The sequence below is a fragment of the Bacillus sp. FSL R5-0397 genome (genome assembly GCF_038593395.1).
GTDB classification, from domain to species: Bacteria; Bacillota; Bacilli; order Bacillales; family Bacillaceae; genus Bacillus; species Bacillus altitudinis.
In genome coordinates this window covers 337,679-355,843 of the sequence record NZ_CP151992.1, presented here as the reverse complement: position 1 = coordinate 355,843, position 18,165 = coordinate 337,679, and the positions used below count along the sequence as shown (strand labels likewise).

General features: G+C 43.8%; 18 protein-coding genes. 3 read left to right on the top strand and 15 right to left on the bottom strand.

From position 1 onward, the window contains the following. Positions 1–4: 4 nt before the first annotated feature. A complete protein-coding gene (locus tag NSQ70_RS01875) occupies positions 5–562 on the bottom strand; it encodes a shikimate kinase (protein WP_025206715.1) in 558 nt (185 codons plus the stop codon). Positions 563–647: 85 nt separating this feature from the next. Further along, entirely contained in the window at positions 648–1,421 is a 774-nt protein-coding gene (locus NSQ70_RS01870) for an IclR family transcriptional regulator (protein ID WP_217967577.1), read from the bottom strand. Positions 1,422–1,564: 143 nt separating this feature from the next. Here NSQ70_RS01870 and NSQ70_RS01865 point away from each other — a divergent pair, with 143 nt between their 5' ends. Next, complete coding sequence (locus NSQ70_RS01865; RefSeq protein WP_039166336.1) at positions 1,565–2,926, top strand: hypothetical protein; 1,362 nt, start codon at positions 1,565–1,567, stop codon at positions 2,924–2,926. 242 nt (positions 2,927–3,168) lie between these two features. Here the strand turns inward: NSQ70_RS01865 and NSQ70_RS01860 are convergent, their stop codons facing one another. The 9 genes from NSQ70_RS01860 to NSQ70_RS01820 form a co-directional block, all read right to left on the bottom strand. Then, the gene (locus tag NSQ70_RS01860) at positions 3,169–4,479 is read right to left on the bottom strand and encodes an MFS transporter (RefSeq protein ID WP_008342087.1); all 1,311 of its coding nucleotides are present in this window, start codon (positions 4,477–4,479) and stop codon (positions 3,169–3,171) included. 45 nt (positions 4,480–4,524) lie between these two features. Beyond that, positions 4,525–5,727 carry a CoA transferase gene (locus NSQ70_RS01855; RefSeq protein ID WP_041508218.1) on the bottom strand — a complete coding sequence of 401 codons (1,203 nt, stop codon included), beginning with the start codon at positions 5,725–5,727 and terminating at the stop codon, positions 4,525–4,527. Positions 5,728–5,814: 87 nt separating this feature from the next. After that, positions 5,815–6,195 (bottom strand): cupin domain-containing protein, encoded by a 381-nt coding sequence (locus NSQ70_RS01850; protein WP_024718975.1) that lies wholly within the window; start codon positions 6,193–6,195, stop codon positions 5,815–5,817. 23 nt (positions 6,196–6,218) lie between these two features. Beyond that, on the bottom strand, positions 6,219–7,979 hold the full coding sequence (locus NSQ70_RS01845) for a thiamine pyrophosphate-binding protein (protein WP_047945860.1): 1,761 nt from the start codon (positions 7,977–7,979) through the stop codon (positions 6,219–6,221). A 38-nt stretch (positions 7,980–8,017) separates the two neighbouring features. Then, complete coding sequence (gene aroD, locus NSQ70_RS01840) at positions 8,018–8,791, bottom strand: type I 3-dehydroquinate dehydratase (RefSeq protein WP_342502398.1); 774 nt, start codon at positions 8,789–8,791, stop codon at positions 8,018–8,020. A gap of 9 nt (positions 8,792–8,800) precedes the next feature. Then, complete coding sequence (locus NSQ70_RS01835; RefSeq protein ID WP_342502397.1) at positions 8,801–10,234, bottom strand: aldehyde dehydrogenase family protein; 1,434 nt, start codon at positions 10,232–10,234, stop codon at positions 8,801–8,803. Then, complete coding sequence (locus tag NSQ70_RS01830) at positions 10,231–11,088, bottom strand: citryl-CoA lyase (RefSeq protein ID WP_255816847.1); 858 nt, start codon at positions 11,086–11,088, stop codon at positions 10,231–10,233. Before NSQ70_RS01830 ends, NSQ70_RS01835 begins: the two co-directional genes overlap by 4 nt. A gap of 324 nt (positions 11,089–11,412) precedes the next feature. Further along, positions 11,413–12,234, bottom strand: a complete 822-nt coding sequence (gene nadE / locus NSQ70_RS01825) for an ammonia-dependent NAD(+) synthetase (protein ID WP_024718980.1) — start codon at positions 12,232–12,234, stop codon at positions 11,413–11,415. A gap of 195 nt (positions 12,235–12,429) precedes the next feature. Then, a complete protein-coding gene (locus NSQ70_RS01820) occupies positions 12,430–13,026 on the bottom strand; it encodes an urea carboxylase-associated family protein (RefSeq protein ID WP_039166482.1) in 597 nt (198 codons plus the stop codon). Positions 13,027–13,108: 82 nt separating this feature from the next. Between NSQ70_RS01820 and NSQ70_RS01815 the strand changes: the two genes are divergently transcribed. Next, positions 13,109–14,458 (top strand): amino acid permease, encoded by a 1,350-nt coding sequence (locus NSQ70_RS01815; RefSeq protein ID WP_342502396.1) that lies wholly within the window; start codon positions 13,109–13,111, stop codon positions 14,456–14,458. On the opposite strand, the gene NSQ70_RS01810 is transcribed toward NSQ70_RS01815, so the two are convergent. Further along, positions 14,453–15,211, bottom strand: coding sequence for a YqcI/YcgG family protein (locus tag NSQ70_RS01810; protein ID WP_024718983.1), 759 nt, complete (start codon positions 15,209–15,211; stop codon positions 14,453–14,455). The genes NSQ70_RS01815 and NSQ70_RS01810 overlap by 6 nt on opposite strands. Before the next feature lie 229 nt (positions 15,212–15,440). Here NSQ70_RS01810 and NSQ70_RS01805 point away from each other — a divergent pair, with 229 nt between their 5' ends. Then, complete coding sequence (locus NSQ70_RS01805; RefSeq protein WP_024718984.1) at positions 15,441–15,722, top strand: DUF2651 family protein; 282 nt, start codon at positions 15,441–15,443, stop codon at positions 15,720–15,722. Here the strand turns inward: NSQ70_RS01805 and NSQ70_RS01800 are convergent. The 3 genes from NSQ70_RS01800 to NSQ70_RS01790 all read right to left on the bottom strand — a co-directional run bounded on the left by NSQ70_RS01800 (position 15,717) and on the right by NSQ70_RS01790 (position 18,162). Continuing rightward, the gene (locus NSQ70_RS01800) at positions 15,717–16,100 is read right to left on the bottom strand and encodes a UPF0715 family protein (RefSeq protein WP_041508211.1); all 384 of its coding nucleotides are present in this window, start codon (positions 16,098–16,100) and stop codon (positions 15,717–15,719) included. The genes NSQ70_RS01805 and NSQ70_RS01800 overlap by 6 nt on opposite strands. 119 nt (positions 16,101–16,219) lie before the next feature. Then, complete coding sequence (locus tag NSQ70_RS01795; RefSeq protein WP_045034613.1) at positions 16,220–16,849, bottom strand: LysE family translocator; 630 nt, start codon at positions 16,847–16,849, stop codon at positions 16,220–16,222. A 125-nt stretch (positions 16,850–16,974) separates the two neighbouring features. After that, positions 16,975–18,162: an MFS transporter gene (locus tag NSQ70_RS01790; RefSeq protein WP_342502395.1), complete on the bottom strand. Its 1,188-nt coding sequence runs from the start codon at positions 18,160–18,162 to the stop codon at positions 16,975–16,977. Positions 18,163–18,165: the final 3 nt, after the last annotated feature.

Sequence of the window (18,165 nt, the reverse complement as noted above, 5' to 3'; positions counted from 1 at the left end):
TTTTTTATTTCGAATATAGATCCCAGCCAAGCTTGAGTGTATCGACAATATAATTGGCGACTTCTTCAGCTTCTAGATGATCTGTTTCCACTCTTGAGTTATGAAGGGAATAAATTTCCCGGCGCTCTTCAAACAACTCTTTCATCTCGTCAAGCGTGCGGTTATGAAGAACAGGACGGTTTTCAATTAAAATATCCAGCCGCTGTTTCCAATTCTCCCAAGATAGGTCAAGGAAAAGAACCGTACAATGCTTTAAGCAAGATCGTTTGATTTCTTCCTGTTTAAACGCACCGCCTCCAAGAGACACGATCTTTAGCTGAGTATGTTCACATAAATCGACGATATAGTCCTTTTCAGCCTGTCTGAAGAAATCTTCTCCTTTTTGCTGAAACATTTCTGGAATCGTCATGTTGTACTTTTTCTCAATCTCCTGATCAACATCAATAAAATCTCTATATAACTTTTTGGCAACGAGCTGCCCAATGGTTGTTTTCCCAACGCCCATAAAGCCAATGAGGACAATATTTCGCTGTCTCACAGGAATCTCTCTATTGTTTTTCATGTTCGTGACACGTCCTCCTTACGACAAGGAATGCTACATAATGTTTCTATTATATGATAAATGGACTGAGAAAAGATAGGCATTCTTAAAAATTGTGTTTGACGACGTAACCGAGCTGTTCGGAGAGCTTCTCGGCATGCTTTTTCACTTTTTGCTGCAGCTGAGGGATGATATCTTCATTAAATCGTTGGGTCGGTCCAGATATGGATAAACATGCCTGCACCTCCCCATGAATGTTAAAGATCGGTGCCGCCACTGCCGCCGATCCGACTTCCCGTTCATCAATACTGCAAGCGGTATGCGTTTCAAGAATATGACGACATTCTTTTTGCCATTCCTCCATCGTCATGTGATCAGCCTCAGATGCGAAAACTTGCTGTTGAAACTCTTCGCTTTGGAAAGCAAGTAGCACCTTTCCACCAGCACCAGCGTATAACGGCAGCTTCTCACCGATTTTCACAAGATGCCGAATCGATTGCAGCCCTTCGGCTTGTTCAATACATACCCTGCTTTTGTGATCGAGCACATACAGGTTGACGGTTTCCTTTGTTTCATCACGAAGTGTGTACATGAGCGGTTTTGCCAGTTCCCTCAATTTGATGGACTTCCCAGCAATATAACCGAGAAGATAAAGTCTTTGACCGAGCCGGTACTTCATCGTCTCTTGGTTCTTTTCCACAAAATGATTCATTTCAAGTGCCTTGAGCAGTCTCGTTGTGGTAGACATTGCTAAGTTCATCTCTTTTGAAATGTCCGTTAGCGTCAACTCTTGACGTTCTTCGCTAAAGCAAGAAAGAATATCCAAAGCGCGCTGAACGGTACGCAATCCTGATTCTTCTTTTGACTTTTTATCAGCCATGTTCACTTTCTCCTTTTCCCCTTTGATTTCTTATCGACATGATTAACCAATTTTGCTATAATCCATTTTAAATGTTCCATTAAAAGAAAACAAATTCCACTGTACGGAATAAAACCGATAGATGTTTTGATGGAGGAGATATCATGATCTACCTGCTCATTTTCACACTTCTTATTAGCTTATACATCGTTCATCAACTATTCCCTGCTCCCATTCTCTCCTATTTGGTTGGTCTGCTGGCGGCTGCTTCGCTCACCATTTCCTTTAAGAAGGCCAATGGGCTTTATTTGAAAACGGGTGCTATGTTTCTCTTGATTGGATTGGTGTTATTTTTCTGGTCAGAACAGCCTTTGCATACGCTTTTTCTTCATTTTCATTCCATGCTAGGCTTGCTCTCTTTATTTTTCATGTTGCCATTTATTCATTCTCTCATACATGTTGGACATTTCGATACTCAATTAAATAAACTGCTTACCTTACATACAACAAGTACAAATCAGCTTTATCGCAAGAGTTCTTTTGTCACTCATGTTCTTGGCATGTTTTTAAATATCGCAACGATTCCCTTATTATATACATCCTTGAAACCGTCGCTGAACGCCCTTCAGGAACAAGTCAAACAGCACCTTTATACGCGCAATCTTTTAAGGTCATATGCGCTATGTCTTAGCTGGAGTCCTGTCGAAGTACTGGTGAGTGTCACCATTGATGCAACCAAATTGAAATATTATCAGATTGCACCCGTTACCTTTTGTTTAATGGTGCTTGTGCTGTTGACGGATTGGTTGCTGTTTTCTCGTCAAAGCAAACGATTGCCGCATATCATCCAGCCGGCAGAAGCTCACTCCAACCCTCATCGCATCAAGAGAAAAACCATTCAGCTTGCTTTCATGCTGCTCAGTTTTATGACAGTCGTTTCGCTTGTTGACGCCTGGATTGGAAAAGGTTATCTGTTCGCTGTTGTGCTGACGATTATTCCTTTCGCTCTATTATTCTCGTCTATCATCAAAAAACGAAAACAATATGTAGCCGTTTCTATTCCCCATTGGAAAGAACGAACCCGCCAGCTCTCCAATTATATGTGTCTATTTTTAAGCGCGGGCTTCTTTGTCGATATGCTGCTTGTCACAAACAGCCTGCAGCCGATTCAAGCATTTATCGTCAGTATATCAGATCATGCCATTTGGGTTTATGGGGTCATCGGGCTGTATTTTCTCATCACCGCTCTTTGCGGTTTTCACCCGCTCGTTTCGCTTGCTCTCTTAGTGAGCTTGATGGCACCTGTCATTCATGAACTGCCTGCCCTTCCCATCGCAATCATGCTCATTATCGCTGGAACCTCAACGGTCATGTTTAGCCCATATAATGTATCTGTCTCCCTATTAGCCGATTTGATGAAGGTCAACCCTTACCGAATCACTCGATGGAATATCTGGTTTGCTGGTTTTTATATCAGCATGGGGATCGCATGTGCAACGATCATCACCGTCATCTTTTATTCATAGAAAAAGAGAACCCAATGAGTTCTCTTTCAAGTTTGTTGACAAGGGGCTAAAATGAATTTGATTTTAGCCCCTTGTCTTTTTTTCAGTGTGATAGAAAACCTTTGCAGCCCTAGGAAGGACGAGTACCGGCGCGGAGCGAATTTGACATTCGTGAGCACCAGCGCGCAGGACTGACACCGAATGCGAGGGTTTGTCTACACGCTGAAAGAGAACCCAATGAGTTCTCTTTTTCTTACTCTCTATTATTTTAATTGAATCCGTTCAATCTTACCTACAATAAAGATATACGACAACGCTCCGCCTAATGCCACTAGGCTGACGAATAAAATACCGCCGTTGTAAGAGCCTGTCGCCGATACAATGAATCCGATGATCAGCGGGGTGATGATGCCGGATAAGTTAGCAAAAAAGTTGAATACGCCGCCAGCCAGCCCGACCATTTCTCTTGGTGCCACCTCAGACAGCATGGTCCAGGAGATATTAGACAGTCCTTGCGCAAAGGACGCGATGGATAAAATAGTCAGCACAAGCGGGATATTCGTTGTAAAATTCGCTAAAACAATGGTACTTGTCAGAAGCAGACCGACCACAACCGGCAGCTTTCTCGCTACATTGACCGATACACCTTTTTTAAGCAGCCAGTCAGACACATAGCCTCCAAACAGCACTCCAAAGAATGCAGCGATGTATGGCAGGGATGCCGCAAAACCCACTTTGAGAAAGGCCATATTTTTCGCCTCTGCTAAATAGGTCGGAAACCATGTTAAAAAGAAAAAGAGGGTAGACGCAACAGAAAATTGACCAATATAGAGTCCAATCAATTTACGATATTTTAAAAGTGCGGCAAAGTCTGCCCATTTCAGTTTCTCCTGTGATGCCACAGTCAGTCCTTCGCCTTGACGGATCAATTCTAATTCATCTTCATTGATCTTCGGATGCTCTTTCGGTTCGTGATAATACTTGTACCAAAAGAAAGCAAATATAATACCGAGCGCACCAGCAGTGATAAAGACGGTTCTCCAATCGAAAGTTGTCATGATCCAAAAAAGAAGAGGTGTCGCAAATGCAAGCCCCACATACTCTCCAGCGGTATATACCCCTGTTGCAAATGCGCGTTCCCGCCTTGGAAACCATGTGGTCACAATGCGATTATTCGCAGGAAATGCGGGAGATTCTGTAATTCCGATAAACAAACGGCAGCCAAATAAGAAGGCAAAGCTGTTCGCAAACGCCTGTAAACCGGTGAAAATAGACCAAGTAATGAGTGATATTCCATACGTTACCTTTGATCCAAACTTATCAAGAATAAAGCCGCCAGGGATCTGCATGGCTGTATAGGTCCAGCTAAATGCTGAAAAGATGAGGCCTAATAAGGCAGGGTTTAATTGCAATGAAGACTGAATCGCAGGTGCAACAATGGATACACTGGCTCGATCAATATAGTTAATAGCGGTAATAAAAAACAACAGAATCAAGATGCCGAAACGAGCTTTTGTTGGTTTCGCATAAGCAGGCCGCAAGTCGTTCCCCTTCAGTTCTGAATGCACTTTCATAACCATCCTCCTTTGTTTCCGCAGCGTGCGGATCGGTTGAGTGTCTTAAATGACCCCTTTTTCTTCTAACTGTTTACACTCTTCTTCTGTGAAGCCAAGCATTTTCGTTAAAATGTCATAATTATGTTCACCTAAATCAGGCGCAATATGGCGAATACGGCCGGGGGTTTTTTCAAACTTCGGAATGATTCCAGGCACCTTCACTTTTCCAAGACGTGGATGATGCACCTCGACAATATTTTCTCGTGCTTTAAATTGCGGATGCTCAAAGATATCCCGAATGCTTAGAATCGGACTCACAGGCACACCATGTGTATCTAGAATGTCTAGGACGTCATCTCTTGTTTTGGACGCAATCCACTGCGAGACGATCTCATCCATTTCATCGTTATGCTTCAGCCTGGCTGCATTCACAGAGAATTTCTCGTTCTCTAGTAAATCTAAGCGATTCATCGCCTCTGCCAATCGATTAAAGGTCGAATCTGTACTCGTCACAAGAACCAAATAATGCCCGTCCTTTGTCTCATAGGTGCCGGCAGGGCTTGAATGACCGCTTAACCCTGGTGAACGCTCACGCACCTTCCCTAGCTTGTCATATTCAGCAACCAAAAATTCTAACATGCGGAACACAGATTCATAGAGAGCCAAATCCACCATTTGCCCTGTTCCTTCTGGATGTGTGTCACGGTAATACATCGCTGTCACAGTGGCAAACGCCACATAGATTCCTGCGATATAATCCGTAAGGGAAAAGGACGGGCTGACTGGATGCCGATCTGGAAACCCCTGAATATATGTAAAGCCGCTAAACGCCGTCGCAGGTGTACCAAATCCCGCCTTGTCCTTAAATGGACCGGTTTGCCCATAACCCGAAACTCGAATCATAATTAAACGAGGGTTGATTTCTTTTAATACATCGTACCCAACGTCCCATTTTTCAAGTGTGCCCGGACGAAAATTTTCAATGATCACATCAACCTGCGCTGCAAGCTTTTTAAAAATGTCTTTTGCTTCTTCTTTGTGTAGATCGAGTGTAAGAGATTTCTTATTCCTTGAAAGCCCTGACCATCTCAAAGGTTCACCATCTGCAAAAGGGCCAACATGCCGCAGTGTATCCCCTTTTCCAGGAATCTCAACTTTAATGACCTCTGCACCGAAATCTCCTAGAAGCACCGCGCCGTATGGTGCAGCAATCATCGTTGAAACATCTAATATTTTGATTCCTTCAAGTGGTGTATTCTTATTCATTGCTTGACTCCCTTTCGTTCAATTGATAAAGGGCTAAAATGCTTTCTATTTTAGCCCCTTTTCTTCTTTCTCTCGTGCAAGGTTTCTTTAGTCCTTCGGCAGCTGCCCTTGCGGTGTATAGAGCCAAATCAGCCATAAAGGTTCGTCCCCTGTGTTCACATGCTGATGCGAGACACCGTCTGGAATAAACATAAAGTCATTTTGTTTAAATGATTGTCTTTCTCCATCGCAAATGACTTCGCCAGACCCTTTAATCACATAATCAAATTCCTCTGAACCCGGGTGATTGTGTACTGAGCTTGCTTCTCCCGGCTCAAAAATAGTGAGACCTGCCATCATATGCTCTGATCCAACGGTATCTGGTGTGATCGTTTGAAACACCTTCCGAATCATGTTCTCTTCTGGATGATCTAAACCTAACCATAATGGATGACCGTCTTGAAATGGATTTAACACTTTAATTTTCATTGTTGATTCCTCCCTAGTCATGTTTAGTTCACACTGACATGTGAACGTTTTGTATTTGGTGAATAAATATCATTAATGTTCCAATGTCCATCAGTAGGCACAGGATCATTTTTCATCGCTACATCAATGACACACGGTTCCTGAGAAGCGATCGCTTCCGCCAAAGCTTCTTTGAATTCAGAAGCCGCCGTAATTTTGATCCCCTTCATCCCATAACCTCTTGCAATGGCTGCAAAATCAGGCGAATAGCTTTCTCCATCTTTTCTAAAAACAGTGCCGTATGTCGTTTCATAGTGTGCCATTTGCAAGCCGGCGATCGTCCCAAACGCACTGTTGTTCATCACAATCCACACAACAGGAATGTTTTCTTCCATAGCTGTTGCAAGAACAGATGGATTTTGACCGAATCCGCCGTCCCCGACAAGTGATACAACGACACGGTCAGGCTGGGCAATCTTTGCTCCAAGTGCAGCAGGAGCGCCAAATCCCATCGTCGCAAAACCACCTGGGGTTAAAATAGTGCCTGGGGTGAATACAGGAAATTGCTGTCCGACCCCATTTTTATTCCAGCCAACATCGGTTGTAATGAAGGCATCAGGCGGCAATACTTCCCGCACCTCCTGCAAAATACGTTGTGGTTTCATTGGGAAAGACTCGTCTTGAATATTCGTCAAATTGCTCTTCTGAAATTCCTCACGATATACCGCAATATCCTTTTTCAATTGAGGGCGATCCAGACCTTCTGGCAGCCTTTCTTTCGCCACACGATTGAGTACGGTCAACGCCTGTTTGAGATCTGCTACCGCTCCAATTTCCACAGGATAATTTCGGCCAATTTCATTCGGATCAATGTCAATATGAATGAGCTTGGTTGATTGGAAATTGAACGTATACTCCGATTCCCACGAACTCGCATCTGCTTCAGCAAAACGGGTGCCTAAAGCCAATATATAGTCCGCTGCTTTACACTGATCATTGATAAATTTCGTCCCCCAAAACCCTGTCATACCAAGGGTCATTGGATGATCATCTGGCATCGCCCCTTTCCCCATCAAAGAATGGGCAACAGGGATACTCAAATGGTCAGAAAATGCCTTTAACTCTTCTGCTGCATCGGCTAGTAAAATGCCTCCCCCTACATATAAAAGCGGTTTGTCTGCCTGCAGCAATCGATCTAATATCCGATTCGCTGTTTGATCATCAATAGATGGTTTTTCAACGGTGTGTGTATGATGAGCGATTTGTTCAAATAACGACACATCTAAGTCTTTTGAGAACACATCCATCGGAACTGAAATCAGGACTGGCCCAGGGCGGCCGCTTTCAGCTAACTGAAACGCTTTTGATAAAATTTCTGGAAATAATTCTGGAATGTCGACTCGCCATGCTCTTTTCACAAACGGGCGATAAATTTCGTATTGAGAAGCATCGGAATGAAGATTGATTTCTTGGTGTGGGTGCTTTCCGTAGTAATGACTTGGAACATCTCCTGCAATAACAACCATTGGAATGGAATCGAGTGCAGCATTCGCTACGCCTGTTGCCGCATTGGTGAGTCCAGGACCTAAGTGACTGAGCACAACAGCCGTCTGTTTTTTCGCTCGTGCATAACCGTCTGCTGCATGCGCAGCTATCTGTTCATGTCTGACATTCACAAATTGAATACGGCTTTTTTCTAGCGCTGATAAAAAAGCAATATTCGTATGACCGCACAGACCGAAGATATGCTCAACTCCTCGATTTTCTAAATACTGAATGACCTGTGTAGATATATTCTTCTTCATGTTTCTCTCCTCTCACGGTGCAGCTATGAATCTGCTACTCACTGATTCTTTGAAAACACAATCGATAGAACGGTATTCAAATCCTGTATCGCAACTTGTCCAGGTGCCGAGCTTTCTTTCCCTACAGCAAAGGTCATGATAGACCCAAAGAGTCCACCTACCATTCTTGTGAAGGCGCCATATTCCCCCATCGCCATCGAAATAACGGGGATGGACAGATGCTTGTTCGCCTTGCCCGTCGCAGAAAGCAGTGTCAATGCATCCTCATAGGAATGCGGCATGACGGCGATCTTTGCGATATCGGCGCCAACCGATTCTGCATGGGTGAATAGCTCCATAAGCCGATCCGCCGCAGGGGTACGCTGGAAATCGTGGTACGACACAATCAAGATGACCCCGTTTCTCTTAGCCGCCTGACTGACTTGCTGGATATGCGAGACATCATGCATTAATTCAAAATCAACGGCAGCCACAAGCTGAGTGGCACAAAGCTCGACAAGCAGGGAAACCTTTTCATCCTCTGAGAGTGAGATGCGTTCGCCGCCCTCTTTTTCAGAACGAATGGTGAATAAAAATGGGATGCTATCTGCCTTTTCGATCATCCCTTTCAGGGTGGCAATGACTTGTTCCTTGTCATTGAGGTGATTGAAAAAATCCGCTCGCCACTCTATCACATCAGGCTTCTTCTCAGCTAACACCTCAACTTCAAGAAACAATTCTTCCTTTGTTTGTCCAATGAGCGGCGTACAAATCATCGGCTGACCGCCTGTCTGCGCACTCTTTACCTTTTGCTGAAAGACATTCACAACCATCTGCCCCCTTTATAGACCATTTGGCAGCACAACCATTTTGGTTTCGGTCATCTCCTCGATGGCGAAACGCGGGCCTTCCCTTCCAATACCACTTCGTTTAATCCCGCCATATGGCCAGTGATCTAGTCTGAAATTCGATGTCCCGTTGATGACTACGCCACCAGTTTCAAGCTCTTTTGCTGCGTGTAACGCAACATCCAGCTGATTCGTAAAGACGCCTGCCTGCAAACCATATCGACTATCGTTTGCTTCTTTGATTGCCTCATCCAGCTCCTCATATGGGAGAATGCTGACAACTGGACCGAACACTTCTTCACAGACGACCTTGGCTTGTTTTGGCGGGTTTAGCAAAATAGCCGGTGTGATGCTTGCGCCATTTCGTTGTCCTCCAGATAAAAGCTCGGCACCCATTTTCTCTGCCTCTTGTATCCATGCTTCCACACGTTTTGCTGCCTGTTCATCAACCATACAGCCGATATCACTTTCACTAGACAGCGGATCTCCAACGACAAGCTGCTCTACTTTTTGTTTAAGTGTCTCAGTAAACGTCGACATAATTTGCTTGTGAACATAAATTCTTTGAACAGAAATACAGCTTTGACCAGAGTTGCTAAAGCCCGTTTTGGCACAAAGAGATGCGGCTTGCTCGATATCTGCATCATGATGAACAATCGTCGCTCCATTTCCTCCGAGTTCCAGTAGTACCTTTTTTAATCCAGCAGAGTTTGAAATATGTTCTCCGCCCACCGCACCGCCAGTAAAAGAAACAAGATTGGTTCTTTCATCAGTGACTAACTGTCTGCCGGCGTCTACTCCTCCAATCACAAGCTGCAGGCTCTTTTCTGGAAACCCTGCTTCAAGCAGGAGCTTAACAAACGCTGTGGCAACAGCTGATGTTTGCGGTGCTGGTTTTAAAATAATGGCATTCCCTGCCGCAAAAGCTGGACCGATTTTGTGACAAATTAAGTTGAGAGGCGCATTAAAAGGCGTAATCGCCAGCACAACCCCAACCGGCACTTTAAATGTCATCGCCATTGCTCTCTGTCCACGGGAAGATACATTGCCAGGAATGGTCTCACCGATTAGTCGATTGGCTTCTTCGGCTGACTGCGCCAGCGTTTCAATTGATCGTGAGACTTCATCTCTTGTATTTTTAAGCGGTTTGCCTAATTCTAAAGAAATGAGTTTTGCAAAATGCTCTTTTTGTTCTTCCAATAAGGCAGCTGCCTTTGTTAGAAGCGTTGAGCGTTCTAATGCTGATATTGCCGCTAATTGTTTTTTAGCTTGCTGCGCAATAGAAAGCGCCTGTTCTATATCTTCTGAGGATGCAAGATAGGATGTACCGATCATTTCCCCAGAGTATGGATTGATAATGTCTTCTTTGACATGGTTTGCATCCAGCCATTCGCCGTTTATATATGACAACGCTTTCAATTCACTCAAATTCTCTCACCCTCCTTCAAGTGACGCGTCCCGACCCCCGCATAACGAACAAGTCTTTCTTCATTCGGACAAGGACCTTTCACTAGGGCACCTTTTGTCAGCTCTTCATATGCATGCGCCACGATGCCCATTCCTCTGGATAAGGAAAAGATGCCTTTTGCCGCTTCAGCTGGAATGTTTAATTCACATTGGATCGCAGCAGATACACCATCTATGTTCATCGTGATTTTTTTCCCTTTTAATTGTTCAAGTTCATGTCTAATCGCCTCAGCTAACCGTAAGTACGTTCCGCTGATATCACCTTGCTGCACATATGTTTGACTCAGCTCATACAGCCGTCTCACTCTCGGATCATCATCATGCAGCTGATGACCGATTCCCGGAATTTTTTCCTTGCGGGCTAACCACGTCTGACATACTTGCTTTGCAGCAGACTTGATATCCTCGTGTTCATCGTAGGCTGCTTTGGCTTCGTATAACATACGCATCGCCTTTTCACCAGCTCCGCCATGAATATCACCTAATAGATTCACCCCTGTTGCAACAGAAGAATTAAACGAAATGCCGCACGTAACCGCCATTCTTGCCGCTGCAATAGACGGTGCTCTTGGCCCATGATCCGCACCTGCGACAAGAACACTTTCAAAAAGAGCTGCCTTCGAATCATCTAGTAATTCACCAACAAGCAGTAGATAAAGCATCTGCGGATACGACAATTCACCAATAAGCTCTTCAATTGGATAGCCCCGAAGTTCAATTGAATTTTTTTGAATATGACTAATCTCAGTCTCCCACCAAGCGCCTCCTTCTTTGTATATTTCCAGTGCACTTCGATTTTTCATTGTGTGAATCATTCCTTTAGCCACTTATTTGGAGATGAACGACTCCTTTTATTCCGTCTAGTGGAATTCAATTTCACTTTTTGGAATGTGTTTTCATTGTAAGCGCATTCTTTTTTATCGTCAATCATTTTTTCTGAAAATACTGTCTTTTGATGAGAAATTAAGTGAATCGAACTAATTATTTCACCACTTCTTCTTCAATTTACCCTTTATTTAGTCAAACAGACTTATGTAGATCGTTCTACTTATTAATGAACCATTTTCGTTTCATTCTGTCAAATTCAGCTGAAATTTGACATAAAAAAACCTCTCCATCTACTGGAGAGGTCACTTATTTTATTTCCACCAGTCATCAAACATAGAAGCTGGTACTTGACGTTTATGTTCTGATTGAACATAGCGTTTTTCAATCGCTTCTGCTGCTTGATCTGAAACTGGTTTTCCTTCTAAGTAATCATCAATTTCATTGTACGTAATACCAAGTTCTGTTTCATCCGTTTGCTGAGGCTTGTCATCCAGCAGATCGGCTGTTGGTTTCTTTAAGTATAGACGCTCTGGTGCTTGCAGCGCTTCTAGTAGCGTCCGTCCTTGGCGTTTCGTCAGACCTGTGAGCGGGAGAACATCTGCACCGCCATCACCATACTTCGTGAAAAAGCCCGTCACAGCTTCAGCTGCATGATCCGTTCCAATGACAAGTAAGCCTTCCTGTCCACCGACGGCATACTGTGCGATCATTCTCATACGTGCTTTGACGTTCCCTTTATTAAAATCAGACAGCGCACCGCCTGTTTCCTTTTGATATTGTTCACTGAATGCCGTCACGGCAGGTGCGATGTCATATTTCCAAGACTTGTCCGGCTGAATAAATGATAGAGCCAGCTGCGCATCGTCTTCATCTTGCTGCGTGCCATGCGGTAGACGGACTGCAATAAAGACAGCATCCTCTTTTCCTTCTTGACGAAGCTCACTTACAGCGAGCTGAGCGAGACGGCCGGCAAGCGTTGAATCCTGTCCGCCGCTAATACCGAGAACGAATCCTTTTGCACCGGTCTTTTTCAAGTAAGCCTTTAGAAATCCAACCCGTTTTTCGATCTCCTGCTTTGGGTCAATTGAGGGCTGCACATGCAACTCTTGGCTGATTTTTTTCTGCAAACTCATACACTTTTCCTCCTAAGCATCCTCTACATGAAGAGAACAGGTTTTACTTCCATTTCAATTGATTTACCTACGATTTTAGCCACTTTATTATATCATGTTTTGAAAAAAGATATTTTTTAGACGTTCCCCTTTTTCATAAATGATCAAACATTCACAAACGAAATAGACCAAGCCGTTTTGACTGGTCTTTCCTTTTCAATCAATCTCCACCCGGATGGATGTACAGCTTGAGCCATTGCATTTTCCAATGTCGGCAGGACATGCAGACACCGCGACAATGAGGTCCATTTCTGCACGCAGACGAATGTAATCACCGGAGAGCGATTTTGGCAGCTCGACAGACAGCTTTCCTTTTTCATCAATGACTGTATTCATAAACGCATTAAAAGGATAATACATATCTTCCTTTGGAATCCCGAATGGCTCAAAAGCCGTTCTGAGATTATCGTAGCATGTATGCATGACCTCTAGGTGCGTCCTGCCGTATAAGAGCTGATACATTTCTTGCCGGCACGCAGGCATATATAAATCATGACATTCGACTGTATCTTCAATGACCGTAAACATTGGCTTATATAAATTAGAATAAAGCTGATCTCCCTTTTTCACCTTGGAAGAGAATAGGCTGTCCATTGTAGCGCCTTGATCAAATTTTTCATAAAAATCCTTTTCATGATAGGCCATCACGTCTGCTACTTGCTGCCCTTCGACATCAACCACTCGCATACATTGTCCTTTTCCTAACCGAAAACCAAGCCCATCCTTTGGTAAAATCACGTATTCTCCGTTCATCACATGCACTCCTTTCCATGTTGACAGTATGCCCAAAACGTCCTCTTGATCATGTATAAAAAAAAGAGGCGGTCACAAGCTAATGCTATTGAATCGGAAAGGTGTTGCACATGCATTGAAAGAAGAACAATCTTTATCTTGGTGGCAGCTTTCTCTTATCGGAGTCGGCTGTACAATCGGCACTGGTTTCTTCCTTGGTTCCAGCATCGCTATTACAAAATCCGGTTATTCCGTCTGCATTTCATTTTTGCTTGCGGCAGTCGGCACATATCTCGTCTTTAAACACCTGGCTGCGATGACAGCCGAGAACCCAGATAAGGGATCATTTTGTTCCTATGCCCGAAAAGCCTATGGGCGCTGGGCGGGTTTTAGTAATGGCTGGGTGTATTGGTTTTCAGAAATGCTGATCACAGGGAGTCAACTGACGGCGATTTCTCTTTTTACTCGTCACTGGTTTCCATCCATTCCACTATGGGTGTTTTCAGCGATTTATTCCGCTCTTGCCCTGCTTGTGATTATCATTGGGCTTTCTTCTTTTCAAAAGACGGAAAATGTCCTTGCCGTGCTGAAAACCGGGGCGATCCTATTGTTTGTCGTCCTTGCCGTTCTTGTTTTATGCGGCATTCTCACAGAGCATAGGCCCACCCTCCACCTGCCAAATAAAGACCATGAATGGATGCCGCTCGGCCCGCTCGGTTTATGGAATGGGCTGATTTATGCGTTTTATGCTTTCGGGGGAATTGAAGTCATGGGGCTGATGGCGGTTCATTTAAAAGACCCGAAAGACGCCGCAAAATCTGGACGTGTGATGCTGATCATTCTTGCTGTCATTTATATCGTCTCCATCGGACTTGCGCTTTTGCTTGTGCCAGTGACAGCCTTTAACGAGAATAGCAGTCCATTCATTACATCACTAGAACCATTTCATTTATCGATTTTCCTTCATATCTTTAATGGCATTTTCATTATTGCTGGGTTTTCCACATTGGTTGCCTCCCTCTATGCAGTCACGACGCTGCTTGGCACGATGTCGGAACATCACGATGCACCTGCTTGTTTTAAACAAAAAGAACCATCTCATGTTAGATGGTCTTCGATCTTGTTAACTGCTGCTGGATTGATTGTCTCGATTTTGCTGGCACTCTTTTTGTCCAAACACATATATGAGCATCTCACAACAGCAGCCGGTTTAACTCTTTTATACACATGGGTGTTTATTCTGCTTTCGAGCAAAAAGCTGTCAAAACCATCTACTCGTCAAACGTGTGAAACGGTTCTTGCCCTGCTCTTGATTGGTGCGGCTGTTTCAGGCACTCTGACAGAGGCAAGCGGACGACCCGGCTTTTTTATAAGCCTTGGGATCATTGCCGTCATTGCCATCATGGTACTCTTTATGAGAAAAAAGTGGAAACAGGATCAGGCCGCATCATAATTTCATCATGTTTTTTAAAGCAGTAAATGGACATTTGGCGGAGGCTGGTTTCTCCGCCTCATCATCTGAGAGAAAATATTGTTTCCATTCTAAATTTTTCTGATCCCCATACCATTTTAATGCTGGGTGTACATCTACTTGATCATACGCCTTCAGCCTCTTCCGAACGAGTTTACTCATTTTTTGACCAAATGTGGTGGAACCGTTCATCTTTTCAAACACCCACCTTGGTTGAAAGGCCCACATCACATAAGGAAAGTGACGACTTTTTCTTAGCTTATGCGCTGGTGTCGCGCATAAAATAAAATAAGGCTCCCCATGAAAACAAAATTCCCATTCATGATTTTCAGGATCTGATGGAATTTCCTCTGGCCATTTCATTTCATCCTTTTGATGTAATTGCTGAACAACCGACCAAAACTGCTCCTCATACTCTTCGAGCGAATACTCCTTCATATCCTGCGGTGTTTCAAAAAAGCAAATGAACGAAGCATATTGACCGGTTTCCCTAGAGCAGCTTTGGTATTCCCTTAAAAGCTCTGCTAATTCATTCACGGCCTCTTCTCCCCGCGGATCACCGACAAATCCATAGCGTAAATGATCGAGAAAAAATCCTTGTCTGCCTGGTACACACGGAAATGTATCTGCCTCATCCCCTACCATCTCTCCAAACTGCGTGAAGGCATCCTGCTTCCATTCTTCCAGTGATCGTAGATTTTGATCAAGGCAACTTTTTGCATACAGCTGGGCCATTTTCTTCCACCTCGTTTTAGCGTCTTCTCCATAGCCTATGAGGAGGAAAAAGCTGTGGTGACTGTCCTTCAACGACTTTCACTGGACATTCACAAGGTGATTGATTTGCCGGATGAAGCAGGAATTCACTTCCATTTATCTAATCATGTATGAGTATGCTTCTGCATATCATCATTTAGCCGCCTCTATCTAATAGAGTTGGTCATTATAAAAGAAATGGGTGAATGACATGCGTCTTCTTTTTCTCCATCCGATGTATCTGATCTTATTTACACTACCAGTGATGGCTTTCCTTTGGGGATTTGTTGGTTATCTGCTATTTAAACGGATATGGCCTGTCCTCATATTAACGTCCGTGATTTCGATGATTTTCATCTTCGCTTATACTGGATTTGACCTTAGCAATCTATATTGGGTCCTTCTGATGACGGCTCTTGCTTTTGTATCAAGCGGACTCTCGAAGGTCATACACGTTCATGTTCAAGAGAAAAAACGGGAAAAGCCTTTATGATTGTTTCTTCTTTAAAAAGACGGAATCAAGCAGCCAATAAATAAAGGCCGCACAAAAGCTAAATAGATAAACTTTGTAGCTAATAAAGACGACAACACCATAATCAATCCATAATGCGAGCGCCGTACAAACCACCCACGCCCCGATAAAATAAACCAATAAATCACGGCGTCGAAACTTCTCAGGATGACGGTGTAAAACCATTTGGATAGGTGCAGCAAATAGGACATAAGCGATCAAAATGAAAAGACTGGTGACCTCCACATAACTGAATCTCGTATCAGGTGGGGCAAACAACATGGTATAAACAAATGTCGCTGTGATCACAGACAAAATCAGCATACACACATAGTTGAATGCTGGCAGGAACATACGCATGACAAAAACTCCTTCAATTTTATGTATCTTCCATCATTATTGAAGAGTGTCCTATTTCTGTCAAATATGAAAAAGGGCTAAAATGATTTAGATTTTAGCCCTTTTTCTTATCAACCATTCTATCCAATGAGCGCCATGATCCCTTGATATCCAAAATAGGCACCGAAGCCAAGTAAAGAGAGACCCGCCAGAACGGATAAGCCGTGCAACATTCGTTCATTTAAATACCGTCTAAACGTACTGGCGAGCATCGCCATACAGAAATCCCATATGAGCATGCCGATGAAAATAGCGATGCTGTACATCAGCATTTGAGATGCCCCGTACTTTTCAATCGTATTGGCCAAAATACTTCCATAAATTCCAAGCCAAAATAAAATACTAAGCGGATTCGAAAGAGAAATAAAAAATCCCGTCATGAACGAATGCCCGATCGACGTGTTTCCTCCATCCTTCTTTGGACTTTCCTGCAAGTTGATTTTACGAAGGCTTTCAATACCGGTATAGGTCAGAACGAAAAAGCCGAACAGCCACAAAAAGGTTTTCACAAGAGGTGCAGTCAAAAGCTGGGCGACACCAAAATAGATGAGGAGCATATAGACAATATCCGCAGCCATAGCCCCCACACCAAAAATCCAAGCGTGCCAAAATCCACTTTTAATCCCTCTGTCGATTTGGGCTGCATTGACTGGCCCAACAGGCGCTGAAAGTGACAACCCTAAAAAGATATAACCAAAAAACACCGCCACATAGACGTCCTCCTTTTGATGCTGACTTGTACATGTTATTCACGCTTTCGTTGTTTTAGTACAAGTCCTTCGTCACCTTTTCTGAAGATAAACTATACAAAAGGAGAAGCCACCAGATCAGCTGCTTATCGATCGGCTTTCATCGCCGGCGGCTGTGTGGGTATGGTTTCTTTTTTCCGAGATCGATTCATTTGAATGGCAGCCGCAAAAAGGAGAACAGCTAAAAAGGCGAAAACAAAGACGGCGCTTGCCGCACCTGCCCACTCAAGGCTAAACCCAATCAAAAAGGACAAACAAGCTCCACCTAAACTAGCGGCGGCAATAAAATAACTCGTGGCCTCGTCGATGGCATTTTCAATCATTAATGCAGAAGCCGTCAAGGCAATGGGGAACATGCCAGCTGCGCACAGACCGATGAAAAAGATAAGAATTAGCTGTGCGGCGATTTGGGTGGCTAGAGCAAATACGGCGAGCAGCACAATCATCAGCGCTGCGCTTAACTTTAAAAAACGCAGCGGATGCAGCTGATCGGCTTTTCTCGCAATGACAGTTCTGCCAATGACGATCGCTGTCCAAAAAGTAGAGACCGCAAAAAGACCCCAGTTGTCTCCCCCTTTTTCTAGCATGATCGACGGTAAAAAGTTCGCAAAGTTCGTTTCAATTCCTGCGTAGAAAAACGCAAAACAGATCATCAGCACCACAATCATCCGATTCCCTCGATCAAACAGCAAGGACGGTTTCTTCATGTCTTGAGAAGGAGCCGCCATCTGTCCACGAGGGAGTTTATTCATAAAAGTAAGCCACAGCATAAGGAAAAAAGTCAGTGCACCGACTTGAAATAAAAACACATAATGCCACGTTTCCTCTGTCACAGTCAGCAGAATCAATAGAGGAAATAATAGCGCACCTAATCCAAAAAAGACCTCCATGATGCTGATTCGCTTTGCACTGTTTGCCATTGAAATGACATACGCCCCGGCCGTTGTCTCAAGACTGCCAGCACCGCTCCCAAGGAAAAAACCTGCCACCACAAGAATCGTCCAACCTGGTACCAAAAGGCCAAGAAGAAGCGCTCCGATCATCAGCAGCAATCCCATCGTCAAAACAGCGCCGTAGCCTTTTTTCCTCACAAGAATGGGCGACAAAAGAACGCCTGTCAAAAAGCCAATAAACTGAAAGAAGATTAAAGAAGATAATTCCCCAGGACCCTTCTCATAACTAGACAGCAAATAAGGCGTTAAACTGCCAAAAAACACATGAATGGTCCCAATAAAAAAATAAAAGATACAGCCAAAATAAAACACCTTTTTCATCTT

Excerpts from the sequence above, each read along its gene's own strand:
- NSQ70_RS01860 (WP_008342087.1), bottom strand. The coding sequence starts at position 4,479 with ATGAAAGTGCATTCAGAACTGAAGGGGAACGACTTGCGGCCTGCTTAT.
- NSQ70_RS01850 (WP_024718975.1), bottom strand. The coding sequence starts at position 6,195 with ATGAAAATTAAAGTGTTAAATCCATTTCAAGACGGTCATCCATTATGG.
- NSQ70_RS01810 (WP_024718983.1), bottom strand. The coding sequence starts at position 15,211 with ATGGCCCAGCTGTATGCAAAAAGTTGCCTTGATCAAAATCTACGATCA.
- aroD (WP_342502398.1), bottom strand. The coding sequence starts at position 8,791 with ATGGTTGTGAATGTCTTTCAGCAAAAGGTAAAGAGTGCGCAGACAGGC.
- NSQ70_RS01855 (WP_041508218.1), bottom strand. The coding sequence starts at position 5,727 with ATGAATAAGAATACACCACTTGAAGGAATCAAAATATTAGATGTTTCA.
- NSQ70_RS01845 (WP_047945860.1), bottom strand. The coding sequence starts at position 7,979 with ATGAAGAAGAATATATCTACACAGGTCATTCAGTATTTAGAAAATCGA.
- NSQ70_RS01790 (WP_342502395.1), bottom strand. The coding sequence starts at position 18,162 with ATGAAAAAGGTGTTTTATTTTGGCTGTATCTTTTATTTTTTTATTGGG.
- nadE (WP_024718980.1), bottom strand. The coding sequence starts at position 12,234 with ATGAGTTTGCAGAAAAAAATCAGCCAAGAGTTGCATGTGCAGCCCTCA.
- NSQ70_RS01875 (WP_025206715.1), bottom strand. The coding sequence starts at position 562 with ATGAAAAACAATAGAGAGATTCCTGTGAGACAGCGAAATATTGTCCTC.
- NSQ70_RS01820 (WP_039166482.1), bottom strand. The coding sequence starts at position 13,026 with ATGAACGGAGAATACGTGATTTTACCAAAGGATGGGCTTGGTTTTCGG.
- NSQ70_RS01830 (WP_255816847.1), bottom strand. The coding sequence starts at position 11,088 with ATGATTCACACAATGAAAAATCGAAGTGCACTGGAAATATACAAAGAA.
- NSQ70_RS01870 (WP_217967577.1), bottom strand. The coding sequence starts at position 1,421 with ATGGCTGATAAAAAGTCAAAAGAAGAATCAGGATTGCGTACCGTTCAG.
- NSQ70_RS01805 (WP_024718984.1), top strand. The coding sequence starts at position 15,441 with ATGCGTCTTCTTTTTCTCCATCCGATGTATCTGATCTTATTTACACTA.
- NSQ70_RS01815 (WP_342502396.1), top strand. The coding sequence starts at position 13,109 with ATGCTATTGAATCGGAAAGGTGTTGCACATGCATTGAAAGAAGAACAA.
- NSQ70_RS01865 (WP_039166336.1), top strand. The coding sequence starts at position 1,565 with ATGATCTACCTGCTCATTTTCACACTTCTTATTAGCTTATACATCGTT.
- NSQ70_RS01800 (WP_041508211.1), bottom strand. The coding sequence starts at position 16,100 with ATGCGTATGTTCCTGCCAGCATTCAACTATGTGTGTATGCTGATTTTG.